The organism is Herbaspirillum sp. C7C2, from assembly GCF_022627865.1.
GTDB lineage: Bacteria > Pseudomonadota > Gammaproteobacteria > Burkholderiales > Burkholderiaceae_D > Herbaspirillum > Herbaspirillum frisingense.
In genome coordinates, this window is the sequence record NZ_JABXGI010000031.1 from 1 (window position 1) to 26457 (window position 26457).

Sequence of the window (26457 nt, forward strand, 5' to 3'; positions counted from 1 at the left end):
AGAATCGCGCCGTCCATCTGCGCAGCGCCGGTGATCATGTTCTTCACATAGTCGGCGTGGCCTGGGCAGTCAACGTGGGCGTAGTGACGGTTGGCGGTTTCGTATTCGACGTGCGCGGTGTTGATGGTGATGCCGCGGGCCTTTTCTTCAGGCGCTGCGTCGATCTGGTCGTATGCCTTCGCTTCGCCGCCGAACTTCTTCGACAGAACGGTTGCGATTGCAGCGGTCAGGGTGGTCTTGCCGTGGTCAACGTGACCGATGGTGCCGACGTTCACGTGCGGCTTGGTCCGTTCAAACTTGCCTTTTGCCATCTTAGACTCCTAGATTTGATGAGAATGTCCAGGCAACACGCCCGACTGATTACTGACTTGTCAGCGATACGACGAGAAACTGGTGCCCTTGACGTGGATTGAACACGTGGCCTCTCCCTTACCAAGGGAGTGCTCTACCACTGAGCTACAAGGGCATTTTTCCGACTGCACAACAACCAAACATGCAACCGGACCAAAACTTGGAGCGGGTGAAGGGAATCGAACCCTCGTCTTAAGCTTGGAAGGCTTCAGCTCTACCATTGAGCTACACCCGCGAGGAAACAACTTTCACTTCACAACCGCCGCGTCTTTCGATCGCGTATGTACTGCAGGACTGCTTTGACTCCCGGCCTAATGGTGGAGAGGGCTGGATTCGAACCAGCGTACTCGTAAGAGGGCAGATTTACAGTCTGCTGCCATTAACCACTCGGCCACCTCTCCGTGCAGGGAACTCAAAACTATAGAGGAACATCTTTGGACTGTCAACTATATTTTCGCTTCGGGGCTAAATATTTTATCAACTGCCGGATATTGCTCAGAGGAACGACCCGCGACGTTTTTTCGAATCTTCAGGCTTTTTGTGTCTGCGACTCAACCGGCTTTTCATTCCAGGGCGCAATTCTAGGCAACATCAGCATTCCAGGCAAGGCCAGAACGAAGCAAATCAGAAAAAAATTTAACCAGCCGGTGTCGGCGACGATATAACCGACCGAAGAATTGACGAAAGTCCGGGGTACGGCCATCAAACTGGTGAACAGCGCAAACTGGGTGGCGGTATAGCGTGGATCGGTCTCGCGCATGATATAAGCGACGAAGGCGGTGGTGCCCAGGCCGACGCCGAAGGCCTCCAGTCCGATCACCACCGCCAGCACTGGCAGGCTGGCGCCGACATGGGCCAGCCAGGCAAAGCCCAGGATAGGTACCGCCTGCAGCACGCCAAACACCCACAGACCGCGATTGATGCCCAGCCGCACCATCCAGATGCCACCGATGATGCCGCCGGCCACGCTGGCCCAGAGACTGGTGGTCTTGGAAACGACGCCGATCTCGGTCATCGAGAAGCCCAGATCGATGTAGAACTTGGTGGCCAGCGCCGTGGCCATGCTGTCGCCCAGCTTGTAGAGGAAGATGAAGCCCAGCACCCAGAGCGCATTGCCCCAGCCGCCACGGGCGATGAATTCGCGGAAAGGCAGCACCACGGCTTCGTAGAGGCTCTTGGGCGGCGTCCCATAGACCTTGGGCTCCTTCACCAGCAGCGAGCAGAGCAGCCCCGGCAGCATGAAGGCGGCGGTGATCCAGAACACGGTGGACCACGGCATCTGGTCGGCCAGCACCAGCGAGAGAGCGCCGGGCACCATGCCGGAGAGCTTGTAGGCGTTGACGTGGATGGCGCTGCCCAGGCCCAGTTCAGCCTCGGGCAGGATTTCACGCCGGTAGGCGTCGATGGCGATGTCCTGGCTGGCCGAGAGGAAGGCCACCACCGAGGCCATGAAGGCGATCGTGGTGACATCGGTCAGCGGGTCCAGCATGCCCATGCCGCCGATGGCGAGGAACAGCAGCAGCTGCGTGAACACCATCCACCCGCGTCGCCGGCCCATGCCACCGAAGTGGAAGCGGTCCATCAGCGGCGACCAGACGAACTTCCAGGTGTAGGGAAACATCACCAGCGCGAACAACCCGAGGGTCTTCACGTTCAGGCCAGACTTGGCCAGCCACGCCTGCAGCAGGCTCAACAGAATGAACAGCGGAAGGCCGGAAGTGAAGCCGAGGAAGACGCAGATCAGCATGCGCCGGTTCAGGTATTGGTGCCAGGAAGCGGCGGGTGCAGTCATGGGCGGGTCGGCTCGAAAAACACGGGATATGAAAGAAAAAACGCCGGAGGCCAGCGATGGGGCGCTGCCGGACCGGCGTCTGCGGGGCATGTGAAGCTGAGCGCTTATTTCTTGCGCAACCTGAACACAGCCAGGCTGCCGCGCCAGTTGGGCAGGTAGCGTACCGGCTTGCCGTCCTTCAAGGCCACGCATTCCAGCACCTCCAGCCCGACCTGGTTGGCCAGCGCCTCGAAGTCCCTGATCGTGGCGCAGCGCAGGTTCGGCGTATCATACCACTGGTAGGGAAGGCTTCTGGAGACCGGCATGCGCCCCCGCAAGAGCGCCACCCGGTGCGGCCAGTAGGCGAAATTGGGGAAGGACACCGTCACCTCTCGCCCGACCCGGGCGATCTCGCGCAACGTGCCTTCCACGTCCTTGACCATCTGCAGCGCCGACAGGCACAGCACGGTATCGAAGGCATTGTCCTCGAACATGGCCAGGCCGCCATTCAGGTCCTGCTGGATCACCGAGACGTCGCGCGCCACGCACTTGGGAATCTGCGCATCATCGATCTCCACCCCATAGCCGGAACAGCCCTTGTCGGTCTGCAAATAATCCAGCATCACACCATCGCCACAGCCCAGGTCCAGCACCTGCGACTTCTCACGCACCCAGTGGGCGATGAAGGCCAGATCGGGGCGCAACGCGCTCAATTGTTCGAAAGTCATGCGCGGCCCTCCTGCTGCAGTTCGGTCCAGATGCTGGCGTAGTATTCGCGCACCACCTTCATGTAGCGCGCATCATCGAGCAAGAAAGCGTCATGCCCGTGCGGCGCGTCGATTTCGGCATAGCTCACGCGGCGTTTGTTGGCCACCAGCGCCTGCACCATCTCGCGGCTGCGTTCCGGGGAGAAACGCCAGTCGGTGGTGAAGGACACCAGCAGGAACCTGGCCCGTGTGCGGGCGAAGGCCTTGGCCAGGTCGCCGCCGAATTCACGCGCCGGGTCGAAGTAGTCCAGCGCCTTGGTGATCAGCAGATAGGTATTGGCGTCGAAGTAGGTAGAGAACTTGTCGCCCTGGTAACGCAGGTAGGACTCGATCTCGAAGTCCACGCCGTAGCCGAACTGGTACTGGCCGGAGCGCAGGTCGCGGCCGAATTTCTCGGCCATGTCGTCATCCGAGAGGTAGGTGATGTGACCCACCATGCGCGCCACCCGCAGACCGTTCTTGGGTACCACGCCATGCGCATAGAAATCGCCGCCATGGTATTGCGGATCAGTCAGGATGGCCTGACGCGCCACGTCGTTGAAGGCAATGTTCTGGGCCGACAGCTTGGGGGTAGAGGCGATCACCAGGCAATGACGCAGGCGATCCGGGTACATCATGCTCCAGGCCAGCGCCTGCATGCCGCCCAGCGAGCCACCCATGACGGCGGCAAAGCAATCGATGCCCAGACGGTCCGCCAGGCGTGCCTGGGCATTGACCCAGTCTTCCACCGTCACCACCGGAAAATCGGCGCCGTAGGGCTGGCCGGTGGCCGGATTGGGGTGCATGGGGCCGGTGGACCCGAAACAGGACCCCAGGTTGTTCACGCCGATGACGAAGAAGCGGTCGGTATCGAGCGACTTGCCGGGGCCGACCATGTTGTCCCACCAGCCGACGTTGTCGGGGTCGTCGGCATAGACGCCGGCCACATGGTGGGACGCGTTGAGCGCGTGGCACACCAGCACGGCATTGGATTTGTCGGCATTGAGGGTGCCGTAGGTTTCATAGGTCAGCGAGTAATCGGCCAGCGCGGCGCCGCTCTGTAGCGGCAGGGGCTGGTCGAAATGCATGACCTGGGGCGATACGATTCCGATCGACATGATGTTTCTGCGTAAGTGACTCGGCGCCAGGCGATCCTTGTGGATCAGGGCTGGCGGTCGCTTCGCCGGAATGAGCTGGAGCCCGTCTTCGGAGCGCTGGTCACGGGCAACAAAAAAGCCCGGAAGCAATGCTTGCGGGCTCACTCATCGATGGGGCTGGGGCTGGTCTTGGGAGGAACTGCTGATCCAAGCTCGCTTTAGCCGCATTTAGATGGGATCAGGATCCCGGCGCCCGCAAGCTGAAGTTGGTCAAACCGTTCAAATCGGCGCAGTGGCGTAAGAATACCCAAGTCGGGCAGGCCCGTCAAACGACCCTGCCCGGCCAGCGCGGCGCAGCTCAGCGTCGCCTTGCCACCTTGGCTTCGACCGCCGGCACTTCGGCGTGCAGGGCCTGCAGTTGCGCCATGGCCGCGCTGATGGCGGACGGTTCGGAGGCGCGCAAGACCTTCTTGACCTGTGGTTCCAGCAGACGCAGGTCGCTGTTGAGGATCTCGTTCTTCACCGACAGGATCTGCGAGGGATGCATGGAAAATTCCAGCAGGCCCATGCCCAGCAACAGGCGGGTCCATTTCAGGTCGCCCGCCATTTCACCGCAGACCGACACCGGAATGCCGGCCTTGCGTCCCTGGGCAATCACCGTAGAGAGCAGGAACAGCACTGCCGGATGCAGCGGGTCATAGAGATGCGCCACTTCGTGGTCGACGCGGTCGATGGCCAGCGTGTACTGGATCAGGTCATTGGTGCCGATGGAAAGGAAGTCCAGGCGCTTGATGAACAGGGGCAGTGCCAGCGCCGCCGCCGGAATCTCGATCATGGCACCCACCGGGATGTCCTCATCGAACTTCTGCTTGCGATCGCGCAGCTGCTGCTTGGCCTGCTCGATCATCGCCAGGGTCTGGTCGATCTCGAAGGCATGCGCCATCATCGGGATGAGCAGCTTGATCGGCCCATACGCGGAAGCACGCAGGATGGCGCGCAACTGCGTGAGGAACATCTGCGGCTCGGACAGGCAATAACGGATGGCGCGCAGACCCAGGGCGGGGTTCAGGGCGGTTTCCTCATCCTCGTCCAGCGGCTTGTCGGCACCCACGTCGAGCGTACGGATGGTGACCGGCCGCCCCTTCATGGCGATGACGACCTGCTTGTATGACTCGCACTGTTCATCCTCGGACGGGAATTTCTCCAGATGCCCGGCGCGCCCCATGAACAGGAACTCGGAGCGGAACAGACCGATGCCCATGGCCCCCGCCTCGAAGGCCGGCGCGGCATCGCCCGGCAATTCGATGTTGGCCAGCAGCGTGACGGGTTCGCCATCCTGGGTGATGGCGGGAGTCTTCTTCAGGCGCGAGAGCTTCTTGCGCTCGCGCAGCAGGCGCTCCTGGCGGGCACGGTACTGCGCCAGGACCAGAGGCGAGGGATCGACGATGACCACGCCCGCATCGCCATCGATGATGAGCACGTCATCGTGCTTGACCAGTACCGAGGCGTTATGCATGCCCACGGCCGCCGGAATGGCCAGGCTGCGGGCGACGATGGCGGTATGCGAATTGGGCCCGCCCAGGTCGGTGACGAATCCGGCAAAGGCATTCCCGCGGAACTGCAGCATGTCGGCCGGCGAGATGTCGTGCGCCACCACGATGATGTTGGCCGCGGCCTCACCAGTGGGAGGAAGAGGGTTGGCGCTACCGGTCATGACCTTGAGGATGCGCTCGCCCACCTGCTGGATGTCGGCCTTGCGCTCGCGCAGGTAGGGGTCCTCGATTTCGTCGAACTGGGCCGACAATTCCTCGATCTGGGTGACCAGCGCCCATTCGGCGTTGTAGTAGCGGTGACGGATGATGTCCTGCGGCACTTCGGCCAGCATCGGGTCCGACAGGATCAGCGAATGCACGTCGATGAAGGCGCCCAGTTCCGGCGGCGCATCCTTGGGCAGTTCCGAACGGATGGTGTGCAGTTCCTGGTGCACTGCCTTGACGGCGCCCTTCAGGCGCGCGATCTCGGCTTCGACCTGGTCGGCCGCGACCAGGTAATGTTTGACGTCCAGTGCGGCCGGCGCCATCAAGTGCGCGCGTCCGATGGCGATGCCTTGCGACACCGCGATTCCATGTAAGCTGAAAGAAGCCATCGCGTATCTCCTGCCTGTGTTCTTATATTCCGCCGTGTTGCCAGCGCGCGGTAGCCTGGAGCAAGTTACCGAACAAATAGCGGTTTGGCAATCGCGACCGGGGACATCGCGGCGGGGTGGGGTGACAGGCAGCTGGGGTGAATATTGTTTCACGTCACGCAACATGTACGTGACGATCCTCACATCGCAAGAAGCATTCCAGCCGCGCCGCGATGTTGCGGCGCAAAACCGCGGGCGCGGTCGGGGAGGATTACTGGCCTTCGCCGAACTTGTCGGCGATCAGCGCTTCAAGCGCCGTGAAGCATTCCTGCTCGTCGGCGCCATTGGTTTCCAGGGTCACCATGCTGCCCTTGCCGGCGGCCAGCATCATCACGCCCATGATGGACTTGGCATTGACGCGGCGCTTGTTGAAGGTGAGCCAGACTTCGCACTTGAACTTGCCGGCCAGCTGGGTGAACTTGGCCGAAGCACGGGCATGCAGACCAAGCTTGTTGACGATTTCGAGTTCTTTTTGAATCATGTTCCGCTTTCGTTTTTATCTTGTTGGCGCGCGCCGTCCGCGACCGCAGTCCACTGCGGTCACAACGATGGATCAGGCCGAGGCTGCCACGCGGATGCGATTGTCGATCCGCACTGCACCATTCTGGCCTCCGGCCAGCGCCATTTCAACCACTACATCCAGCGTGTCATTGCGATAGGTCAGAGCCCGCAGCAGCATCGGCAGGCTGATGCCTGCGATCACCTGGACGTTGCCCAGACCACACAGGAAGCCCGTACAGTTGGAGGGCGTACCGCCCATGACATCGGTGATGACCAGCACACCGCTGCCATCATCGAGGCGACCTACCGCCTCGATGGCGAGTTTTTGCACCTCCGCCGGGTTCTGGTCGGCGATCACGTCAATCGCCTCCATCCGTTCGGGACGGCCGCGGAAGACGTGCGTTGCGGCGGCCAGGAAAGCTTGCCCCAGCGGGGCGTGCGTCAAGAGAAGAATACCAACCATGGATTTGTTGCCATCTGATGCGACGCGCTTTTCCCCGAGCAGCCCGTCATGCTCTGTCGATCCCATTATCCGATCGACCCTGTTGCCTCTGCTGCCCCTGCGGCCACTTCCAGCGCGTCCACGAACATCGCGGCCACGTCAAACCCGGTCTGCTGGGTGATTTCCTGGAAGCAGGTCGGGCTGGTCACGTTGATCTCGGTGAGATAGTCGCCGATGGCGTCCAATCCTACCAGCAACAGGCCACGTTCATACAGGACAGGACCCAGCGCTTCGCCGATCTCGATATCCCGCGCCGATGCCGGTTGTGCCTTGCCCAGACCACCGGCGGCCAGGTTGCCGCGCACCTCGTTACCCTGCGGAATGCGTGCCAACACATTGGGCACGACCTTGCCGCCGATCAACAGGATGCGCTTGTCGCCTGCGCTGATCTGAGGAATGAAACGTTGCGCCATGATCGTGCGTTGACCGTTGTCGGTCAGGGTCTCGATGATGGAGCCCAGGTTCATGCCGTCGGCCTTGACGCGGAAGATGCCCATGCCACCCATGCCGTCCAGGGGCTTGAGGATCACGTCCTGATGCTCACCGTGGAAATCGCGCAGACGCTTGGCATCCCGCGTGACCAGGGTCGGCGCGGTGTATTGCGGGAACTGGGCGATGGCCAGCTTCTCGTTGTGGCTGCGGATGGCCGCCGGCTTGTTGAACACGCGCGCGCCCTGCTTCTCGGCCAGCTCCAGCAGGTAGGTGGTGTAGATGTACTCCATGTCGAAGGGCGGGTCCTTGCGTACGATCACCGCATCGAACTCGGAGAGGAAGGCCGGGGCCGGCTTGTCGGCCCGGTACCAGTCATCGGCATCGCCGGTCAGCGTCACCTTGAAGGCATTGGCGGTCACCAGCCCGCTTTCCAGCACCAGGTCGCCCTGTTCGAAGGCATAGATGGCGTGACCACGCCGCGCGGCTTCGCGCATCATGGCAAAGGTGGAATCCTTGTACGTCTTGAACGTATCCAGAGGATCGGCGAGGAAAGCGATTTTCATGAGACGGGTGTCCTGTTGGGCCTGGCGCAGGCCCGATATTAATAAACTTCCGGGTTGGGATCGGTCTTTTCCATCTCTACCGATGCCGCCAGCAGCGCCAGTCGCGCCACCACGCCATACATGTAGAAACGGTTGGGCGCGGCCGTCCCCGGCTTGGCGTGCATGTCCGGCAGGGCGTGCTGCTGGGCGAAGGCCAGGGGCACGAAATGCGCGCCGGGCGCATTGAGGTTCTCGTTCACGCCACGGTCGGCATGTACGCGGTAGAAACCGCCCACCACGTAACGGTCGATCATGTAGACCACCGGCTCGGCCACGGCCTGGTTGATGCGCTCGAAGGAGTGCACGCCTTCCTGCACGATCACCTCCGACACTTCCAGTCCTTCCTTGCCGGCCAGCATGCCGGTGCGCTGCTTGCGGTTGAGGTCCTTGATCTCGCTGGCATCCTTGACTGTCATGATGCCCATGCCGTACGTACCGGCATTGGCCTTGATAAAGACGAAGGGTTGTTCCTTGATGCCGTATTCCTTGTACTTCTTGCGGATCTTCGACAGCAGCGAGGACACGCTGTCGGCCAGCGCGTCGGTACCGGTATTTTCCTGGAAATCGATGTCGCCAACCTTGGTGAAGAGCGGATTGAGCATCCAGGGATCGACTTCCACCATCTTGGAAAACTTCTTCACCACCTCATCATAGGCAGCGAAGTGATTGCTCTTGCGGCGCATTGCCCAGCCGGCATGCAGCGGCGGCAGCACGCTCTGCTCATGCAGGCCCTCAAGCACCGACGGAATGCCGATGGACAGGTCGTTGTTGAGCAGCACCGTACAGGGATCGAAATTCTTGAGGCCCAGGCGACGACCATTGGCCGAACGTTCCAGCGGCTCCAGGGTGATCTGGGTGCCGTCGGGCAACTCCATGTGCTGCGGCTTGGTCACGCCCGGCGCCAGGGTCCCCAGGCGCACGTTCAGTCCGGTCTGGCGGAAGATCTGCATCAGCCGGCCGATGTTTTGCAGGTAGAAGGTATTGCCGGGCTGGTTTTCCGGGATCAGCAGCAGATTGCGCGCGTCCGGACAGTATTTCTCGATGGCGGCCATGGCCGCCTGGACCGCCAGCGGCAGCATTTCCGGCGACAGGTTGTTGAAGCCGCCCGGGAACAGGTTGGTATCGACCGGCGCCAGCTTGAAGCCGGCGTTGCGCAGATCGACCGAGCAATAGAACGGCGGCGTATGTTCCTGCCACTCCATGCGGAACCAGCGTTCGATGGCCGGCGTGGCGCCCAGGATTTTCTTCTCCAGCTCCAGCAGGGGACCATTCAGAGCGGTGACGAGATGCGGGACCATAAAAAACCTTAACGAGATGTAAATACCGGCAGCGAGTGACGATTTTAGCGGATTCCTGCATCCGTGTTGCGACGCGGTATAGGCCGCCGGGCTGCGCTGTTGCCATTTCAGCCACGGCCCTCACCGGCCACGGTCGCTGCAAGGGCGTGGCTGGGAGACTCCAGATGGCGATGATGAAGGTATTTTAAAGAGCCCGAGTCAAATAGTCGGGAATTATTGCGCGGCGATGCAAAAGTGCATCACTTGCAGCATTGCCATGAAGAAACCTTCACTAACCTGTCTCTTCCTGGCGGCCGGAAAATGAAAAAAGGCGCCCGAAGGCGCCTTATAAAGAGGCCGTTTCCAGCCCCGAAGGAATACTGCAGACTCGTTACAGCTGATGCTTAGTGGTAAGCCGATTCGCCGTGGCTGGAAATGTCCAGGCCTTCGCGTTCTTCCTCTTCGGTCACACGCAGACCGATGACGACGTCGACGATCTTGTAGGCGATGAAGGAAACCACACCCGAGATCACCACGGTGGTCAGCACGCCCTGGAACTGGATCCAGACCTGGCCGCCGATGGAGTAGTCCGGTGCCACGGCATTGGCGACGTAGTCGTAGATGCCGGTGCCGCCCAGGCTCGGTGCAGCGAACACACCGGTCAGGATGGCACCCAGGATGCCGCCCACGCCGTGCACGCCGAACACGTCCAGCGCGTCGTCCGAACCCAGCAGCTTCTTCAGACCGCTCACGCCCCACAGGCACAGCAGACCAGCGATCAGGCCCATGACCACGGCGCCGATGACGCCCACGAAGCCGGCCGCCGGAGTGATCGCCACCAGACCGGCGACAGCACCCGAAGCAGCACCCAGCATGGAGGGCTTGCCCTTGCCGATCCATTCGCCGAAGCTCCAGGACAGCACGGCAGCAGCAGTTGCCAAGATGGTGTTGACGAAGGCCAGGGCAGCGCCACCGTTGGCTTCCAGACCGGAGCCGGCGTTGAAGCCGAACCAGCCGAACCACAGCAGCGAGGCACCGACCATGGTCAGGGTCAGGCTATGCGGCTTGAAGGCTTCCTTGCCGAAACCGATACGCTTGCCGATCACGTAGGAACCGACCAGGCCAGCGATAGCGGCGTTGATGTGCACCACGGTGCCGCCGGCGTAATCCAGCGCGCCCTTCTGGAACAGCCAGCCCGAGATCGCAGTCGCCTTTTCAGCGGCAGCAGCGTCGGTGAAGGCGTCCGGACCCGGCCAGAACCAGACCATGTGGGCCATCGGCAGGTAGGAGAAGGTGAACCACAGGATCGAGAACAGGATCACGGCGGAGAACTTCACGCGTTCTGCGAAGGAACCGATGATCAGCGCCACGGTGATGGCTGCAAACGCACCCTGGAAGGCCACGAAGACCAGTTCGGGGATGACCACGCCCTTGCTGAAGGTGCCGGTGGTCGAATCACCGGTCAGGCCATGCAGGAACAGTCGGTCGAAGCCGCCGAAGAATGCTCCACCCTCGGTGAACGCGATGCTGTAGCCGTACACGAACCACAGGATGTAGATCAGCGAGAAGATCATGAAGCACTGCATCAGCACCGACAGCATGTTCTTGCTGCGCACCAGGCCGCCGTAGAACAGGCCCAGGCCCGGCAGGGTCATGAGGATGACGAAGGCGGTGCAGACCAGCATCCAGGCGGTATCGCCCTTGTTGGGCACCGGTGCGGGTGCGGCGGCAGCGGCCGCCGGGGCGGCAGGAGCAGCAGCGGCAGGAGCGGCAGCTTCAGCCTTGGGTGCAGCCGGAGCGGCAGCGGCCGGGGCAGCGGCGGTGGCCGCAGCTTCAGGCTTGGGCGCGTCCTGCGCCTGGGCCGGGGCAGTAAAACCTACTGCAAACAGCAGCGCGCCAATGGCGAGCGCGCCGGAAAACATTTTCTTCATGCTCATTAGAGTTCCCCTTTTTTACAGAGCGTCTTTGCCGGTTTCGCCGGTACGGATACGGATCACATCCAGCAGATCCTGGACGAAGATCTTGCCGTCACCGATCTTGCCGGTGCGGGCTGCGGTCTCGATGGCTTCCAGCGCGCGCTCGACGATGGCGTCGTCCACCGCTGCCTCGATCTTGGTCTTGGGCAGGAAATCGACCACATACTCGGCGCCACGATAGAGCTCGGTATGGCCTTTCTGACGACCGAAGCCCTTGACTTCGGTCACGGTGATGCCTTGCACACCGATCGCGGAGAGGGCTTCACGCACCTCGTCCAGCTTGAACGGCTTGATGATCGCAGTGATCAGTTTCATACGAACCTCTTGTTAGAAAGTTTTGCTGATGGAGACGACGACGCCGTTCTTGCCGACGTTCTTGGCACCGTCCGATGCCGGGGTGGTAGCGAAGCCATCCTTCATGTCGGTACCGACATAGGCCACGCCCAGGGTGATGCCGGCGACTTCGTCGAAGGTCTTGGACAGGCCGATCTTCCAGTCGGTGTAGCTGGCCTCGCTGGGGTTGCCGCGCACGTTCTGGTGACCCACGTGCAGACCCAGCATCACGCCGTAGAAGGTCTCGAAGTTGGCACCCAGGTCGTAGTACTGGCTGTACTTGCTGTTGACCGCGCCGAACAGGTTGGTCAGCGATTGCGAATACTTGAAGTAGGCCGGGCCGTAACCGATCTGGCCATACAGTTCGAAGGTATTGGCGTTCTTCAGGCCGGCATTGGCCAGGGTGTTGCCCGGGTAGTAGTAGTACAGGCCGCCGACGTCGTAGGTGAAGCCGCCGCCGATGTCACCGCGCTTGCCGCCGTAGATGTCCCATTCGACATCGCCCTTGGTATCGGTACCGGTCAGTGCGCCAGCGTCCTTGATCCACTTGATGTTGGTCAGCCAGGTGCCGGCGTACAGGCCGGTCGGGTTGTGCGTGTAGTCAGCGCCAACCTGCAGGGCCGGGTCGAAACGCGTCTGGGTCAGGCCGCGGTAGCGGTAATCGCTCACGACCGCAGCGTTGAAGCTCAATTCATTGTCTGGCTTGGCGTCCTCTGCACGGGCCACGGTAGAAACGAAGGATGCTGCGATGGCTGTTGCAAGAATCAGTTTCTTCATGACTTTCCCTCTGGTTTGTGTTTAACAGTTAAGTCTTTTAGTCTTTTGCCCAAACCATGTAGCAGGAGCCGTGCCATGTCCTTTCGGCAAGGCAGACTTGTGTTTTTGCTGGAAAGCGGAGATTTACAACGATTTTTTTCGACACCAGCTTCAAAATAGTGCACTCGAAGCGAAAATGCACGACCTTGGTGCGATATTGATTGCTTTTTGATAATCCTGCGTCAAACGAGGCAAACACATTTTGGTGCGTGGGCCCGGGGCGAAGCCAAAGTCACCAAGTCGGAGCATTTCCTGAAGGAAAATTCTTCACTTTCCGGCACCCGCTCGCAAAAAAACGGTCTCATCAGGGCATCGCGTTTTGAGGATGGCTGCGAAACCGCTAAACTTGCAGCTTAGCTATCTGCCAAGGAGATCCGACATGGACAAGCCCCCATTTTTTGAAGACCTGCAATCCAAGATCAACAAGGCGATCGAGAATTCTCCGGCCAAGGACATCGAGAAGAACGTCAAGGCCATGCTGAGCCAGGGTTTTGCCAAGCTGGACCTGGTCACGCGCGAGGAATTCGACATCCAGGCCCAGGTGCTGGCCAAGACCCGCGCCCGCCTGGAAGCGCTGGAAGCGCGTGTTGCCGAGCTTGAGGCTCAGCAAAAACAGACCCCATGACCCTGGCGACAACCCTCACTTCCCTTCTTCCCCCTCCCCTTTTCCCTTCCAGCACACTGCCGGGCTCGTTGCGATGAGCCTGGCGGTCTTGCGCAGCCGCGCCCTGGCCGGCATGGCCGCCCCACCGGTGACGGTGGAGGTGCATCTGGCCAATGGCCTGCCGGCCTTCACCATCGTCGGTCTTCCCGAAGCCGAAGTGAAGGAAGCCAAGGACCGCGTCCGGGCGGCGCTGCAGAATGCGCGGTTCGAATTCCCGGCGCGACGTATCTCATGTTGTCAACCGTAAAATCAAGAAAAATGAACTTGATAGACGCCTTGAAGGAAGGACGTAACGTCTTCGCTTCCAAGAGCGCTATGGGAGGCGTACGCCCATAAAAAGGTGAACTGCTGCGTTTATCAGCCCATCTGTAAGGGAGTGATTTCAGCGGTGCCCGGCTTGTTGAACTTATCTAACCCGGGGCCACGTATCATGGAAGATGTGTGGTGACCTACCTAGAAGAGCCTGCTTTCAAAGCAGAGTGATGTGCATTGCAATACACCTGAATAAGGTCATGGAGCGTCGCTCGATGCTTAGGGGAAAGAGAGCGCATCTTTGTTAGCAAAATCGGATCAGGGAAGGCGGATTGCAGATCCGTCGGCGCAAAAAGCGTCCATACGGGAACATTAAAAAATGCCGCGAAATTATCAATTTGATCGAGCGAGGTATTCAGCCGCCCATTCTCGTATCGCGAAATGGTTTCGATTTCAACACATAGCGCGGCAGCTAGTTGGTGCTGCGTGAGAGAACGTGCCTTTCGAAGTGCGGCAATGTTCCGACCAAGGGATTTGGCCGCAGAAACAGGCAGTTTTTGATCTTCGGTCTTTTTCATGTGCAAGCTCAGTGGCTTGCACATGGTCTCCTCATTCCCACCCGCAGAACAGGGCTCATCAAATCAATATTATTGACTTGCTGAATCAACCTCATCTAGTATCCGTGCGTTTCTTACGCAACAGAAAGGCCGCCCAGGCGACGACGCTAGGGCGGTTTCTCGCCAACTATGTTCATTACATTTCCCTCTTGGCAGGTCCAAGGTGTGCCACGCACGTTGATCGCGCCTGCGATACCTTGGAATTCCGCTTTGCTGGATGTCAGCCAACCATGTTTCTTGGTGTCGCCAAAAATTGATTCTCCTATTCCGCAAACGCATCTGCGATTGTTCTCGGACATTGATGAACTACTCACACACGTACGGGACGAGCGCGATGACACCTGCAATGTATATGTCTTGTCCTATTTAAAAGACCGTTTATCCATCTCAGTAGTGACCGGTATTGGTTCTTATCCATGCCCAAGAACTGGCATTAAACTAAGAGTCTTCTTTGACGACAGTAATCAGCCGCAACCAGCTCATAGCGCGCAGCCACAATTTTCAAAGCACCTTGCTTTTGCAATTGACGCGAAATTTGCAAGACCCCAATGATTATGTATCCAGAGCTTAATGGGTATTAAGATGAAATTAGATCGATTCACGGACGTTGATTTGTCCACCGCGCTGCGTACGCTGCACAAACTTGCCTTGCAAGAAGGAGACCTTGGGCGTGACTATTGGATGCAAATTTCGGAGCTACTCAAGGATGCCGCGAGCTATAAGCAAAGGGCGTTGATTGCAGAAGAAAAACTGAGAAAAAAACGACTCCATACTACTTCGCATCGATGTGACAGCAGAGGTGCCGGCCCACAAAAGTAACGCTTAAAGAACGTCTCCGATTTTCGAGGGAACATGCCCGGGATATCTAGAGAATGCAGAAGATTTCAATATGGGCCGAGAAGGACTATCAGGTGGACGAGATAATTTCGGCCTGGTACCCACATTCCAGAAACGAGGGAGCTTTTTGGTTGAAACTTCCCACAGACGACAAGGAACTGTTACTTGCATTGACCTGAGACGAATTTTGTAGCCACCGGCTAAGTGAGTTCTTTATGCTAACGCCAAGGAGAACTCAATGAAGAAGCGATTTACGGACGAACAGATCATCAGCATCTTGCGAGAAGCAGAGAGCAAGGAGATTGCGACGGTAGATCTGTGCAAGCGCCACAACATTACTGAGCAGACCTTTTACCGCTGGAGAAACAAGTTTGGCGGTATGGATGTCTCGGACGCGCGGCGGCTCAGAGATCTTGAATCCGAGAATGACAAGCTCAAACGCATGGTGGCGGAACAGTTGCTGGTGATTGATGGCTTGAAGGAGTTAAGCCGAAAAAAATGATGACCTCCGCGGGCCGGCGCGAAGCGCTGGAAGTCCTTACTCGTCGGGGGCTGTCGCAACGCAAGGCATGTCGTTATCTGGAGCTGAGCCGGCGAGTAGCAGGTTATCAGTTGCTACAACCTGAAAAGGATCGGAGCCTGACGCAGCAACTCATCGCGGCGTCGCAAGAGGTTCCTCGATTCGGCTATCGGCGTATGTCTGCCTGGCTGGCCTTGGGCGAGTCCCGAGTGCGGCGACTCTGGAGCGCGCTCAAACTAGGCATCCCCCGAAAGCGGCCTCGCAGGCGTCGATGCGGCAACGACATTCGGCTACCTGGAGCAACCAAGCCCAATTCGGTCTGGAGCTATGACTTTGTTCACGACCAGATGATGAGGAGCATGGCTTTTGAACTTGCTCTAGTTCGGGCCAATCATTCGGTGCGTTGTTGGTTGGAATTTGGTTTTGAGTATGCGAGTAGTCGTAGTGCATTGAACACAACAATCAACGTAGATCCTTCATGCATTGCTACGGCAACACCAATACTTAAGCCGAAGATAGTTGCAGGCACTAAGAAAGCGACTACACCCAGACTGATGAAGACGTTTTGTCGTATGACGCTGCGGGTATGGCGACTCAAATCGACGGCGAATGGGAGATTCTTCAGATCATCTGCCATCAGGGCTACATCCGCTGTTTCCAGAGCCACATCCGAGCCGGCGGCACCCATAGCGATTCCAACCGTGGAATTGGCCATTGCTGGCGCATCATTGACTCCGTCACCGACCATGGCAACTTTGGTGGATTGGCGGAGCTTGCGGATGGCATCCACTTTGTCCTCCGGCATCAAATTTCCCCAGGCTTCATCGAGGCCAACCTCGCCAGCCACGGCGTCAGCGACCTTCTGATGGTCACCGGAAATCATGATCATGCGCGTGATGCCAATCCCACGTAGCTCTTGCAACGCTTCCCGAGCGCCAGCTCGTGGCGTATCCATCAGTCCAATGGTCCCGAGGTCACGTTGACCATGACGGACTACCATCGTAGTACGGCCCTTTTCTCGCAATTGCTCGACAGCGGCCTTTGTACCGGCGTCGAGAGGTGGAACACCGTCGCTGCCGAACATCTCCAGCTTGCCAATCCATACCGTTTCACCGGCGATGGCTGCGATGACTCCTCGACCGGTCAAGCTCTTGATGTCCTGGGCCAAGGGGGGATTCTCGGAGGATCCTAAGTGCTTTTTGGCGTCTCGCGTAATAGCCGCAGCAAGGGGATGGTCACTGTGGGCTTCTACTGCCAAGGCAACATTAAGTAGCTCTTCCACTGAAACGCCTTCGGCGGGTACGACGTCTGTGATGCGAGGCCGACCTTCGGTCAACGTCCCCGTTTTATCGAACGCGATTGCGTTAAGGGAGCCCAATTCCTCCAGCGGGGCGCCGCCTTTGATGAGCACGCCGCTCCGCGCTGCACGAGCAATACCAGATAAAACGGCACTAGGAGTGGCGATAGCAAGAGCGCAGGGACTTGCCGCGACGAGAACTGCCATTGCACGGTAGAAGCTATCCCGGAACGGCTCATCAACGATGACCCATGCGAATAAAAGGAGAAACGCCAAGGCAAGAACTGCCGGCACGAAGATGCGTTCGAACTTATCGGTGAAACGCTGAGTGGCGGATTTACGGGTTTCCGCTTCACTGACCATCTTGACTACCCTGGCAAGGGCAGACTCAGTGGAACGGCGCGTTACTTCAATCTCGATGGCACCAGATCCATTGATTGCCCCTGCAAAGGCCTTTGATTCGCTATCGACGCCATCGGGACGAGCGCGTGCGATGCTGACGTCGTCGACCGGACGCTTGTCAACGGGGATGCTCTCCCCTGTAACCGGAGCTTGATTGATCGCAGAGTTTCCAAGAACAATGAAACCGTCTGCAGGAAGGCGTTCATTGGGGCGTACGATAACGACATCTCCGAGACGCAATTCTTCGACCTTGATCTCTACGACCTTGCCGTCCCTGCGCACCGAGGCAACTTCAGGCGCCAGCTTTGCCAGCGCTTCAATCGCGCGCTTAGCCCGACCCATGGCGTAATGTTCGAGAGCGTGTCCCAGGCTAAATAGGAAAAGCAGCAGAGCACCTTCCGCCCAGGATCCCAGGGCAGCAGCACCTGCTGCTGCCACCAGCATCAGCGTATCGATCTCAAAGCGTTTGAGGCGAATGTTATCGATGGCTTCCCTGATGGTATAGAAGCCGCCGAAGAAATATGCAGCGACAAAGCAGGCCATAGGAAGCCAAGCCGGCATACCGGCGACAAACTTTTCGATGAGCCAGCCAGTACCTAAAAGCGCACCGCATAGTAGAGAAAAGATCAGTTCTGTGTTGGCGCCAAACATGCCTCCGTGCTCGTGCGAATGGGCTTCATCTTTGCCACCATGATCCGCGTGACTTTGGCCATGTGCATGTGAATGTTTGTGGGCACCGCTATCTTTGTCATGCGTATGTTGGTGGTCATGTGCATGTTCGGCAGGCGAAAGTGTGCTGGCTCCGTGTTCAACGTTGTCAAGAATTTGCACGCCCAAACCTCGCAGCGTAGCTGCGAGCCTAGATACGTCACACTGCTGACGATCAAAATCCACATGCACACTGCTACCAGCGCCAATATCTGCGGCTAGTACCCCAGGAAGCGCTCGCAGGTGATTTTCAACCGTGCGGGATCTACGTTGATGGTTGATGCCGCTGATCTTCCAGATCACATGAGCATATCGCTCCGTGATCTTTGCGCCAGCTGCGTCGACTATTTCGCGAATGCGGCCGAAGGAAAGTTGCTCCGTATCATAGTGAATACAGAGCTGTGATGCCCCTTGTCCTTCAGTGGGGCGAACATGAACGTTCACTACGCCCGCCTTTGCGCTGATCTCGTCAATCAGCCGTCGAACGCACGCATCATTCCCATCGTGAACATTTGGAAGCAAGACGGGAATATCGAGGCGTAGTTTAGTTGTCATGATTTTTCTTGAAGATGGATTTAAAACTAAGTCTTCAACATCGGAGTGGTGATTTCAAAGGTCACGAAGCAGACGTTCCACATTGACCGCAGAATCTGGTTCCGGAAGGCATTCCGCTCCCACATTGGGTGCAGGCTATGGCCGTCAGACCACCACCGCATTCATGACAGAATCTGGCGCCGGCGTTGCTGACGGTGAAACATCTCGGGCAACTGGTTCCGATTGAATTAGCCCCTCTGCTACGTCCTGTAGGTGGGGGGCTGTGCTTGCCGTGACCACGGTCACCGTGGTGGCCTGAACCGCTGTTATGACCACCACCATGCTGGCGCTTATCGCTGTGGTGACGTGCCATTATTTTGCGAAGAAAACTCACGTGGACTCCATTGAAAATAGATCAGATTTAGCTCCTTCCATCTCCGCGGGAGGGGTAGGAGGGTCTCGAAGTGCGCTCCAAAGCGTCAGACCGGATTGCACAGGGTTAGATTTCAGATTGATCGCGTATTACCAGTGGTCGTGCACCTGATAGCCGGCGAAGGAATTTGAATGGCATCAGCCACCAAAGAGCGAAGATCAACATTCCGGTCGCTATTGCGAACCAGACGCCGCGCACATGACCAAATACTTGTGAAACTACAAGGTTGCTTGCCAAAACAAGTGCCAGGGAGAGAGAAACTGCACCACATAGCATCTGACGTGAGGCTAGCGTCTTGAACTGTGAGCGATCGCGGAGAGGCCGCAATATCCTGTGCTGCACTGCTGGAGCAGCGAAGAGAACCAGACTAATCAATGAACAACAAAATGTGGCCAGAAAAATCCATTTTTCCGATTCGACGATTTGCGCGAATCCGCTATTAAACGGAAGCGTAATGAGGAACGCTGTCAGGAGCTGCGCGCCTGGCAACAGAACACGTAGCTCGTTAAGAAGATCAGAAAGATCCCCGTCTCCTTCGAGATCGGATTGATCGCCGTCAGAATGGAGTGAAGTCATTTTTCTGTGTCACCCGGGATTAGATTCCCACGCTGGTGGGACAACGATTTTGATTTTACGGGGGCAATACGAAAGAAAAGATTGCGTATTTATTACGAATTTGTAATCTTTTAGCTGTCGTGGTCATGATCAGACTCAGAGCCAAACAGCATCGAATCTATGCCGTCACATAGGCAATGGAGCGTCGTTAGATGCACCTCTTGGATGTAGGCAGTTCGGCTACGCGGAACACAGATTTGGACGTCTAAGGGGCCGAGCTTCGCAGCAAGCTGACCACCACCTTTCCCAGTCAGCGCAACAATAGTCATATCTTGTTGATGAGCTTCCTCCACGGCGGCAACAATATTCTCGGAATTTCCAGACGTCGAAAAGACAAGCAAGATGTCCCCATTACGACCGAGCGCTTGCACCTGCTTAGAGAATATTTCGCGATTTCCGTAGTCGTTGCAGATTGCGGTAAGGATCGATGTATCCGTGGTCAGCGCGACAGCAGGGAGTGGGCTTCGCTCACGCTCGAATCGACCAACCAATTCAGCAGAAAAATGCTGGCTATCAGCGGCTGAGCCTCCATTGCCGCATGACAGAATTTTTGCCCCTTTTGCTAGGGCCGCTGACATAACTCTGATCGCGTCGGAAATGGGCGCCTCGAGAGAGTAAACAGCCTCGACCTTGAGTCGAGCGCTCGCAAGGAAATGATCAGTGATACGAGAATTCTCCATGCTGGCCTCTATTGGGGGCTAGTTAGCGGCCCCTTCAAGCCAAGGGTTATAGGAAAGAACACTTGCATGGGTGTTTTTTATTTGGCGTAGGAGAGGCCGCATTGATCCTCAACCAACGCTATTCATTGCTGGAAAATGCGATGCAATGAACAAAATTGGTCAGGCAGATTTCGCATTTTTACGCATAAATATGCTATTCGGATCCTCGATGTACTCGCCGAAAGGTTCGCAAAGCTCATAGCCGCAGCGGGAATACAGATTGATTGCCTCTGGCTGCAAATAGCCTGTTTCCAAGGCAAATTCTCCACAGCCGCGGGTGTTTGCTTCCTGTTCGAGGAACAATAAAAGAGTTCTCGCAATTCCCTTCCCACGCTGCAAAGGGCTGGTGTAGAACCGCTTTAATTCGCCGTAGTGCTGCTGTAAAACGATCGCACCACATGCAACCGCCTGGCCGTCGTCGTCGCGGACAACAGCAAACAAAACGTTGGCGCTCGCAAGAGCGTCGAGATCAATGCCGTGATGGCTTTCTGCAGGGTAAAGCGGGACCTGATACGCGTCCAGTTCCTCAATAAGTTTTATGACCTCCTCTTACCGAGGATCTTCGAGCGAAATTCTCATTAATTTGTGTTCCTGATTAGCTGTGCTAGCCATTGGCATTTTCAATACTAGGTGCTCTCGCTCCAACGACTGAACATAACCAATATTTTGAAATCCGCATTTCTCTAAAACGCGTAATGATCCTGTATTGGCTGGCATCGCGAAGGCATGAAGTTCGCCAATATGACACGTATGAAAGGCGTATTGAGATGCTGTCTGCACCAGTTCTGATGCGTATCCTCGCCGCCACTTGTCGGGGGAGAAGGCATAAATAACTTCAATTCCCCACCCTGGTTCGTCTGGATCGGTACAAAGGCCTCCCCAGCCGATAACTTTGAAATCTCTTCGATCACGAACCACCCAAGGCGCGAAGCCATTGGAGGAGCGTTGTGATTCAAAACTGCGAAGCCGCCGCAAAAGGGCTTCGGGAGATTGGGCTTTATGCGTGAACTGCATCGCCTGCTGATCGCTCATGAAGCTGAAAATCGCGCTGAGATCTCTATCCTGAAAGTCTTGAAGAGCGAGTCGAGATGTGAAAATCATTGGTACGGTTAAATGCCTTGTTGCCAACGTTAATAGCGAACATTTTGGCATAAGGGCTCGAATGTCATCATGGACCAAACATCGACGTGGTTGGATGTCCACTTCTGGCCGAATGCTGGCATGACCCGCTAATCATGTCGGGCGAATGGATGGTACGGCGTCGTGACACAGCTTTGTTCGACTCTGAAGAGAAGTAATACATCAATGCTGGTGCTGGTGATGTGTATCTGGGAAGTGATCGTGTGTGTGTAATGCGCGATTGATGATGCTTGTGGGTGTGTTTCGTCCCGGGAGCCATGGGAGCATCATGGGTGTGAGCATGGTGCAAATCATCATGAGTGTGCTCATGTTCATGCTCCATTACCTCATGAGTATGCTCGTGAGCATGACGCTCAGTGAGATGAAGGTAAATGCCGAACGCCATTAATGCGCCAGCTATGAGAAGTTGAGGCGTCAGGGCTTCACCACTGGCAAGTGCTAAGACCGCGCCAAGAAATGGCGCCGCAGAGAAGTAAGTGCCGGTTCGCGCAGTACCCAGATGCCGCAGGGCTACCACGAACAATGTCAGGCTGACGCCATAGGAAAGGAAGCCCAGAGCCATGGTTTCCGCTATGACAGAGATGTTCGGGAGGCGCGCGTTCATTGCTATGGCGATCACCAGATTCGTTAATCCCGCCGAGAGCCCTTTCACACTAGCGACCCAGGAGCCGTCAGCCGTCGACACCTTGCGTGTGAGATTATTGTCGATGCCCCATGCAAAACATGCGCCTAGAATCGCCAGCGATGGCCAAATCTGGACATGACTCAGTTCACGTGGAAGGCTTAGAACCACTGCGCCAATCACGATCGCCACCATGCCGATCGCTATGCGTCGGTCAAAATTCTCTTTGCTGCCGTTAGGCCAATCATCAGGAGTACAGGTGCTATGACCCCGCCGAAGGCAATGGCACCAGCAAGCCAACCTATTTCATTGCGTTGAAGAGAAGTCTTTTGGGCGCCGACGACCTTCCTGTAGATGAATAGCCCCACCCCTGAGCCAAGGTACAGGAGGGCGGCAATCATCCAAGGTGAGTTACCTTCGAGGAGGGGCTTGGCGATCGGCGTGGCAGCTCCGAAAAGCAAGGCTGCGGCCAGAGCTGCTTTGACTCCAGGCGCGGAGATAGTGGTCCACAGTTTCATTGCATTCTCGCTTCAGAAATTGGTTCTTTCTGGCATTTCTTTCACGACAGTGTACGTGCCGCCGAATGAAGCACGCTAGGGTAAGCGATCAGCGCCGTCTGACGGCATTGCTCAAACTTACTAAGGAAGGTTTTCTGGACCTCAAGATTTGCTAGCAGATGGCGACTGATTGAACGTCATCGTCCGCGGTAAGTAAGGGAGCCCGTTTATTCTCCTAAGTCCATTAGAGAAGTCTTCCCTCAAGAATGCGTCACTCATGATGTCTCTGGAGGCGGAGTAATAACGCGATTCGATATTGAGCAGTCCCATCATAGTGTGCTCAAGGTGATCCGTCTGATACGGCCGATTTTCCAAAATTGCCTTATCCACAGCATTTGCGCCTGAGAAAGATCTCATCCAAAGGAGCATCGGTATCTCATATCCAGAGGCGTCTACTGCAGACTGGCCCGCATGATCCCTTGTGTGCCCGACCTCCTGACCGTGGTCTGCGCTATACAAGAGACTTACCGCACCGAAGTTAGACGCCATAGTACTCTTGATCATACTTGCCACGACAAAGTCGCTATAAGCGATGGCATTGTCATACTCATTACGCAATTGGCGGATCCAAAGCGACCGTCCGGCGGCGGATAGTTGGTCTGTGACGGTATCGCTGACATCGTCGAATTTTGCGTACGACCTCGGGTAGCGCATGTCGTATGTCGGGTGGGCCCCAAGTAGATGAACGACAATCAGCTTCTTGGGCGCAGGATTAACCAGAGCAGCATTAAATCCCGGCAGTAGATTTCCATCGAAATTGTTCTCGCCACGGCCAGCTCCTTTATTGATGAACAGCTTTTCGTCGGCCCGCCCCGACACAAGACCGAGCCACCCGTCATTTGGGACCTGGTTGGATATCCAGAACGTCTTGTAGCCTGCTTCTTCGGCTAGCATTAACACGTCCGGTTTGCTGTCCCAATCATCCGGGGAAGCCAGATCAGCTGGCGTGAACATCTTCATCAATGACGACATCGTGGCCGGCTCAGATGAAATCACGTCCTGGAATACGATTAACTGATTGCGCAGTGCATCCAGCATAGGGGTAGTTCTACGCTCATAGCCGTAGAGCGACATGTTGCTACGGTTGGTGCTCTCGCCAATGATCCAGACGACGGTGTTGCTGGCCGGTCCGGTGTACCGCACTTTCCATTCGGACCGTTTGGCCATGTTGCGCGCTATGTTCTGCTGCATGTCTTGCGCCTGCTTTAGCTGCGCACGGTAGTCCATGTATCGAATCGGCCAGAATAGCGCCGGATTCTCCTTTGCCATGGTGGGATTGAAGTGCAGCGCCAGGAATGAGCTAAGTAGGAGAGCGATGCTTGCAAATCCGGATCTACGCAGCACACTAACCGGCAATCGAGCTTCTCTGAAAGAGAGGCATTTCTCGAACCAGAAAGTACAGGCACTTATGACCAGAAACGTCGAGGTGGCTTTAGCCACTTCGCGCCAATTGTGCAGGAAGAATTCGCTGCCTTCGCCAGGATTTGTATTAAAAACAGCGTGCAGAACGAGAACAGGATTCGGCCGCAGGCCAAAGTATTCTCGCAGAAAGCCTTTTAGTGCTGCGTCCAGGAAGAATAGAAAGAGGATGCCAAGACTGACAGCTGTCAGCCATCGCGGTCGCGACCGGAAATAAGGAAGTGCGATAAAGAGGCCTGCTATGCCTGGTAGGCTTGTGGCCATCAAGACCGTGCTTTTGGCAAATTCATTGGCGCTGATCATGCCGACCGCCCAAAATGTCACCAGTCCGCCAATGCCCAAGAGCAGTCGGTAGCCAAGTCGTTTCAACTTAAAGTACTCACAAGGTAGATTTGGAATGACGAGCACTTATGGCTTCGTCTGCGATATGGACATCAGGCGCTTTTGGCGCACTTGGATTTGGCTTCTTTGGGAAATGTCAGGCTGAATATTGTTCGTTCGCCTTGGATGCTTTTGACCGAGGCTTCTCCACCGTGCAATGTCATGATCGAGCGCACGATCGCCAAGCCAAGTCCGCTTGATCCACTAGAACTGCTGCGCGATGGATCCGCCCGATAAAATCGATCAAAGATCCGCCCAACCACTTCAGCTGGAATACCTTCTCCTGGGTTGGAGACAGTCAGGATTGTGACATCACCGATATCTGTCGCTTCGACTCGAATAGTTCGCTCCGCGGGAGTGTATCGGATGGCATTTGCAATCAGGTTGCCCAGAGCTCTGCGCAACAGCATTGGATCGGCAAAGATCTCCCCTGTGCCGCCGACTACAATTTTTACTCTGGCATCCTCTGCGATACCCTCGAAATAGTCTGAAATCTTAGCCAGTTCATCTTCGACGCTGAGCGCTTGAATCTTCACCGCAACATGTGCATTTTCTGCTCTCGCGAGGAACAGTATGCTCTCCATCATCCTGGCCAAACGTTCATACTCTTCGATATTGGAGCTGAGCAGGCCTTGATACTCCTCAAGGGTGCGCTGCTTACCAAGCGCGACCTGCGTCTGAACCATGAGATTGTTGAGTGGAGTGCGCAGGTCGTGCGCGAGGTCCGCTGAGAACTGAGTTAACTGTTCAAAGCTACGATGCAGCCGGTCCAACATCGCATTGAATGACTCTACGATCTCGTGCAGCTCTTTGGGCGCCGACCGAATGTCTAGTCGGGTGTCAAGGCGATTGGCTGAGACAGCATGTGTTTGTGCAGCCATGAGACGTAGTGGTTGCAGGCCGCTGCGAACGAGAAAGAAACTCAGGATTGTCGCTAGAAGGGTGCCGATGGCCGCTGCGTACCAGACCTCTGTACGGTAGTCCGCCAGTAACTCCATGCGATCCGATGCCGTGCGTGCCACAACTACCAAAGTCTTCTCACCCGTACTTGTCGTGGGTCTGCTAGCGATGAAGCGCGCACTATTGCCTCCCAGAATAAAGCTCTGAAGAGTGTTGAATTGGGCTGTCTTCAGGCTGTTGAAAAGAGGGAAGCCCTCTTCCGCCGGACCCTCATAGTTTTTCAGAATGGTGGCACCTGCTGAGTCCGTTATGAGCACCAGAAGCTGATCGTGGCCGCTAATGGTGTCCAACATAGCGTGCTTATTGGCCTTGATTCTTTCGATCGAGTTCGCTTCCTGAATTAGGTGATCAATGGAGCGGCTCTTTCCGATCAGTTCTTCGTCATCTCGGCGTTCAAGCTGGACGTAAAGAGAGTGATAGAGGTAAGTGCCAACTGCTGAGAAGGTGACGACTGCGACTAGTGCAAACAATGTTACTAGGCGAGATGTCATCGAGGCTGGATTCTTGGCGATCAATTTCGAGCCTCAAAGACGTATCCCATGCCCCAGACGGTATGAAGCAATTTATTGTCAAAGCCATCGTCTAGTTTCGCCCGCAGCCGGCGAACTGCGACGTCAACCACATTGGTGTCACTGTCGAAGTTCATATCCCATACCTGTGAGGCGATTTGGGGCCGAGAAAGAACTTCGCCTGGCCGGCGGATCAACATGTGCAGCAAAGCAAACTCTTTGGCGGTCAGATCAACGCGCTGTCCATGGCGAGTCACCTTCCTTCGTAGTACGTCCAGCTGGACATCGGCATACTCGATTATGTCGGATTCCCGGCTCGGTCCACGGCGCAACAGTGTGCGTACCCTGGCGAGTAGCTCTGTAAATGCAAATGGTTTGACCAGGTAGTCATCAGCACCCAGCTCAAGCCCTTTTACACGGTCCTCGATTTCATCACGTGCCGTGAGGAATAGTACGGGGGTATCGTGGGTGCGGCGCAATTCTCGCAAAATATCCCAGCCATTCATGCCAGGCAACATCACATCCAGAATAATGAGCTTGTATTCCAGCGTTCGTGCGTTGTGCAAGCCGTCTACCCCTGACTGAACCCAGTCGACGACAAAACCTGACTCGGTCAGGCCGCGCCGTAGGTAGTCTCCAGATTTTGGTTCGTCTTCTACTAGCAAGATGTGCATGATTTTAA

25 protein-coding genes, 3 tRNA genes and 2 pseudogenes are annotated in these 26457 nt (G+C 56.7%); 3 read left to right on the forward strand and 27 right to left on the reverse strand.

Annotation, left to right across the window (positions count from 1 at the left end; translation table 11 throughout):
* The 15 genes from HWE04_RS22945 to HWE04_RS23015 form a co-directional block, all read right to left on the reverse strand.
* Nucleotides 1-311: GTP-binding protein (locus HWE04_RS22945; RefSeq protein ID WP_241813798.1), on the reverse strand; the 311-nt coding region annotated here is incomplete at its 3' end.
* A gap of 80 nt (nt 312-391) precedes the next feature.
* A tRNA-Thr gene (locus HWE04_RS22950) sits at nt 392-466 on the reverse strand.
* 46 nt (nt 467-512) lie between these two features.
* Nucleotides 513-586 (reverse strand) — tRNA-Gly (locus HWE04_RS22955).
* Nucleotides 587-666: 80 nt separating this feature from the next.
* A tRNA-Tyr gene (locus tag HWE04_RS22960) sits at nt 667-752 on the reverse strand.
* A 128-nt stretch (nt 753-880) separates the two neighbouring features.
* Entirely contained in the window at nt 881-2143 is a 1263-nt protein-coding gene (locus tag HWE04_RS22965) for an AmpG family muropeptide MFS transporter (RefSeq protein ID WP_039876625.1), read from the reverse strand.
* A gap of 104 nt (nt 2144-2247) precedes the next feature.
* The gene (gene metW / locus HWE04_RS22970) at nt 2248-2850 is read right to left on the reverse strand and encodes a methionine biosynthesis protein MetW (RefSeq protein ID WP_006713312.1); all 603 of its coding nucleotides are present in this window, start codon (nt 2848-2850) and stop codon (nt 2248-2250) included.
* Nucleotides 2847-3986, reverse strand: a complete 1140-nt coding sequence (gene metX, locus HWE04_RS22975) for a homoserine O-succinyltransferase MetX (RefSeq protein WP_102664098.1) — start codon at nt 3984-3986, stop codon at nt 2847-2849. Before metX ends, metW begins: the two co-directional genes overlap by 4 nt.
* 337 nt (nt 3987-4323) lie before the next feature.
* The gene (gene ptsP / locus HWE04_RS22980) at nt 4324-6111 is read right to left on the reverse strand and encodes a phosphoenolpyruvate--protein phosphotransferase (protein ID WP_241813799.1); all 1788 of its coding nucleotides are present in this window, start codon (nt 6109-6111) and stop codon (nt 4324-4326) included.
* Between the two features lie 250 nt (nt 6112-6361).
* Nucleotides 6362-6631, reverse strand: coding sequence for an HPr family phosphocarrier protein (locus HWE04_RS22985; RefSeq protein WP_006713306.1), 270 nt, complete (start codon nt 6629-6631; stop codon nt 6362-6364).
* A 72-nt stretch (nt 6632-6703) separates the two neighbouring features.
* Nucleotides 6704-7114: a PTS sugar transporter subunit IIA gene (locus HWE04_RS22990; RefSeq protein WP_008334083.1), complete on the reverse strand. Its 411-nt coding sequence runs from the start codon at nt 7112-7114 to the stop codon at nt 6704-6706.
* Between the two features lie 65 nt (nt 7115-7179).
* Nucleotides 7180-8148: a glutathione synthase gene (gene gshB, locus HWE04_RS22995; RefSeq protein ID WP_241813800.1), complete on the reverse strand. Its 969-nt coding sequence runs from the start codon at nt 8146-8148 to the stop codon at nt 7180-7182.
* Nucleotides 8149-8186: 38 nt separating this feature from the next.
* Nucleotides 8187-9485: a glutamate--cysteine ligase gene (gshA, locus tag HWE04_RS23000; RefSeq protein ID WP_006713300.1), complete on the reverse strand. Its 1299-nt coding sequence runs from the start codon at nt 9483-9485 to the stop codon at nt 8187-8189.
* Nucleotides 9486-9868: 383 nt separating this feature from the next.
* Nucleotides 9869-11401: an ammonium transporter gene (locus HWE04_RS23005; protein ID WP_241813801.1), complete on the reverse strand. Its 1533-nt coding sequence runs from the start codon at nt 11399-11401 to the stop codon at nt 9869-9871.
* A gap of 15 nt (nt 11402-11416) precedes the next feature.
* Nucleotides 11417-11755 carry a P-II family nitrogen regulator gene (locus HWE04_RS23010; RefSeq protein ID WP_006713297.1) on the reverse strand — a complete coding sequence of 113 codons (339 nt, stop codon included), beginning with the start codon at nt 11753-11755 and terminating at the stop codon, nt 11417-11419.
* 12 nt (nt 11756-11767) lie between these two features.
* Nucleotides 11768-12550 (reverse strand): TorF family putative porin, encoded by a 783-nt coding sequence (locus HWE04_RS23015; RefSeq protein ID WP_077234967.1) that lies wholly within the window; start codon nt 12548-12550, stop codon nt 11768-11770.
* 418 nt (nt 12551-12968) lie between these two features.
* Here HWE04_RS23015 and HWE04_RS23020 point away from each other — a divergent pair, with 418 nt between their 5' ends.
* Both HWE04_RS23020 and HWE04_RS23025 read left to right on the forward strand, forming a co-directional pair.
* The gene (locus HWE04_RS23020; RefSeq protein WP_006713294.1) at nt 12969-13214 is read left to right on the forward strand and encodes an accessory factor UbiK family protein; all 246 of its coding nucleotides are present in this window, start codon (nt 12969-12971) and stop codon (nt 13212-13214) included.
* Nucleotides 13215-13287: 73 nt separating this feature from the next.
* Nucleotides 13288-13485, forward strand: a pseudogene (locus HWE04_RS23025) (magnesium chelatase domain-containing protein); the annotation flags it as partial.
* Nucleotides 13486-13702: 217 nt separating this feature from the next.
* On the opposite strand, the gene HWE04_RS23030 reads toward HWE04_RS23025, so the two are convergent.
* On the reverse strand, nt 13703-14083 hold the full coding sequence (locus tag HWE04_RS23030) for a helix-turn-helix domain-containing protein (RefSeq protein ID WP_134221041.1): 381 nt from the start codon (nt 14081-14083) through the stop codon (nt 13703-13705).
* A gap of 1114 nt (nt 14084-15197) precedes the next feature.
* Here HWE04_RS23030 and HWE04_RS23035 point away from each other — a divergent pair.
* A pseudogene (locus HWE04_RS23035) lies at nt 15198-15886 on the forward strand (transposase); the annotation flags it as partial.
* Here the strand turns inward: HWE04_RS23035 and HWE04_RS23040 are convergent.
* The 11 genes from HWE04_RS23040 to HWE04_RS23080 all read right to left on the reverse strand — a co-directional run bounded on the left by HWE04_RS23040 (nt 15871) and on the right by HWE04_RS23080 (nt 26449).
* Nucleotides 15871-18441: a heavy metal translocating P-type ATPase gene (locus HWE04_RS23040; RefSeq protein ID WP_241813803.1), complete on the reverse strand. Its 2571-nt coding sequence runs from the start codon at nt 18439-18441 to the stop codon at nt 15871-15873. The pseudogene HWE04_RS23035 and the gene HWE04_RS23040 sit on opposite strands and share 16 nt — an antisense overlap.
* A gap of 61 nt (nt 18442-18502) precedes the next feature.
* The gene (locus tag HWE04_RS24615; protein WP_413460838.1) at nt 18503-18793 is read right to left on the reverse strand and encodes a zinc ribbon domain-containing protein; all 291 of its coding nucleotides are present in this window, start codon (nt 18791-18793) and stop codon (nt 18503-18505) included.
* A gap of 126 nt (nt 18794-18919) precedes the next feature.
* On the reverse strand, nt 18920-19429 hold the full coding sequence (locus tag HWE04_RS23045; RefSeq protein WP_241813804.1) for a DUF6328 family protein: 510 nt from the start codon (nt 19427-19429) through the stop codon (nt 18920-18922).
* 110 nt (nt 19430-19539) lie between these two features.
* Nucleotides 19540-20148: a phosphoheptose isomerase gene (locus HWE04_RS23050; RefSeq protein ID WP_241813805.1), complete on the reverse strand. Its 609-nt coding sequence runs from the start codon at nt 20146-20148 to the stop codon at nt 19540-19542.
* A 159-nt stretch (nt 20149-20307) separates the two neighbouring features.
* Complete coding sequence (locus HWE04_RS23055; RefSeq protein WP_241813810.1) at nt 20308-20727, reverse strand: GNAT family N-acetyltransferase; 420 nt, start codon at nt 20725-20727, stop codon at nt 20308-20310.
* A gap of 9 nt (nt 20728-20736) precedes the next feature.
* On the reverse strand, nt 20737-21339 hold the full coding sequence (locus tag HWE04_RS23060; protein WP_342222448.1) for a GNAT family N-acetyltransferase: 603 nt from the start codon (nt 21337-21339) through the stop codon (nt 20737-20739).
* Nucleotides 21340-21355: 16 nt separating this feature from the next.
* Nucleotides 21356-22144, reverse strand: a complete 789-nt coding sequence (locus HWE04_RS24565) for a DMT family transporter (protein ID WP_342222449.1) — start codon at nt 22142-22144, stop codon at nt 21356-21358.
* Between the two features lie 8 nt (nt 22145-22152).
* Nucleotides 22153-22467 carry an EamA family transporter gene (locus tag HWE04_RS24570; RefSeq protein WP_338033881.1) on the reverse strand — a complete coding sequence of 105 codons (315 nt, stop codon included), beginning with the start codon at nt 22465-22467 and terminating at the stop codon, nt 22153-22155.
* 141 nt (nt 22468-22608) lie between these two features.
* A complete protein-coding gene (locus HWE04_RS23070; RefSeq protein ID WP_241813807.1) occupies nt 22609-24333 on the reverse strand; it encodes a phosphoethanolamine transferase in 1725 nt (574 codons plus the stop codon).
* Between the two features lie 26 nt (nt 24334-24359).
* Nucleotides 24360-25781, reverse strand: a complete 1422-nt coding sequence (locus tag HWE04_RS23075; RefSeq protein ID WP_240733825.1) for a heavy metal sensor histidine kinase — start codon at nt 25779-25781, stop codon at nt 24360-24362.
* A complete protein-coding gene (locus tag HWE04_RS23080; RefSeq protein WP_134221039.1) occupies nt 25778-26449 on the reverse strand; it encodes a heavy metal response regulator transcription factor in 672 nt (223 codons plus the stop codon). Before HWE04_RS23080 ends, HWE04_RS23075 begins: the two co-directional genes overlap by 4 nt.
* Nucleotides 26450-26457 lie beyond the last annotated feature (8 nt).

Bases quoted from the DNA above. Each gene is read 5' to 3' on its own strand.
- HWE04_RS23005 (WP_241813801.1), bottom strand. From the start codon at position 11,401: ATGAGCATGAAGAAAATGTTTTCCGGCGCGCTCGCCATTGGCGCGCTG.
- gshA (WP_006713300.1), bottom strand. From the start codon at position 9,485: ATGGTCCCGCATCTCGTCACCGCTCTGAATGGTCCCCTGCTGGAGCTG.
- HWE04_RS24570 (WP_338033881.1), bottom strand. From the start codon at position 22,467: ATGAAACTGTGGACCACTATCTCCGCGCCTGGAGTCAAAGCAGCTCTG.
- HWE04_RS24565 (WP_342222449.1), bottom strand. From the start codon at position 22,144: ATGGTGGCGATCGTGATTGGCGCAGTGGTTCTAAGCCTTCCACGTGAA.
- HWE04_RS23010 (WP_006713297.1), bottom strand. From the start codon at position 11,755: ATGAAACTGATCACTGCGATCATCAAGCCGTTCAAGCTGGACGAGGTG.
- HWE04_RS23080 (WP_134221039.1), bottom strand. From the start codon at position 26,449: ATGCACATCTTGCTAGTAGAAGACGAACCAAAATCTGGAGACTACCTA.
- HWE04_RS24615 (WP_413460838.1), bottom strand. From the start codon at position 18,793: ATGGCACGTCACCACAGCGATAAGCGCCAGCATGGTGGTGGTCATAAC.
- HWE04_RS23040 (WP_241813803.1), bottom strand. From the start codon at position 18,441: ATGACAACTAAACTACGCCTCGATATTCCCGTCTTGCTTCCAAATGTT.
- metW (WP_006713312.1), bottom strand. From the start codon at position 2,850: ATGACTTTCGAACAATTGAGCGCGTTGCGCCCCGATCTGGCCTTCATC.
- HWE04_RS23020 (WP_006713294.1), top strand. From the start codon at position 12,969: ATGGACAAGCCCCCATTTTTTGAAGACCTGCAATCCAAGATCAACAAG.
- HWE04_RS22985 (WP_006713306.1), bottom strand. From the start codon at position 6,631: ATGATTCAAAAAGAACTCGAAATCGTCAACAAGCTTGGTCTGCATGCC.
- HWE04_RS22990 (WP_008334083.1), bottom strand. From the start codon at position 7,114: ATGGTTGGTATTCTTCTCTTGACGCACGCCCCGCTGGGGCAAGCTTTC.
- HWE04_RS22965 (WP_039876625.1), bottom strand. From the start codon at position 2,143: ATGACTGCACCCGCCGCTTCCTGGCACCAATACCTGAACCGGCGCATG.
- HWE04_RS23030 (WP_134221041.1), bottom strand. From the start codon at position 14,083: ATGAAAAAGACCGAAGATCAAAAACTGCCTGTTTCTGCGGCCAAATCC.
- HWE04_RS23045 (WP_241813804.1), bottom strand. From the start codon at position 19,429: ATGACTTCACTCCATTCTGACGGCGATCAATCCGATCTCGAAGGAGAC.
- HWE04_RS23015 (WP_077234967.1), bottom strand. From the start codon at position 12,550: ATGAAGAAACTGATTCTTGCAACAGCCATCGCAGCATCCTTCGTTTCT.
- HWE04_RS23060 (WP_342222448.1), bottom strand. From the start codon at position 21,339: ATGCCAAAATGTTCGCTATTAACGTTGGCAACAAGGCATTTAACCGTA.
- ptsP (WP_241813799.1), bottom strand. From the start codon at position 6,111: ATGGCTTCTTTCAGCTTACATGGAATCGCGGTGTCGCAAGGCATCGCC.
- metX (WP_102664098.1), bottom strand. From the start codon at position 3,986: ATGTCGATCGGAATCGTATCGCCCCAGGTCATGCATTTCGACCAGCCC.
- HWE04_RS23050 (WP_241813805.1), bottom strand. From the start codon at position 20,148: ATGGAGAATTCTCGTATCACTGATCATTTCCTTGCGAGCGCTCGACTC.
- gshB (WP_241813800.1), bottom strand. From the start codon at position 8,148: ATGAAAATCGCTTTCCTCGCCGATCCTCTGGATACGTTCAAGACGTAC.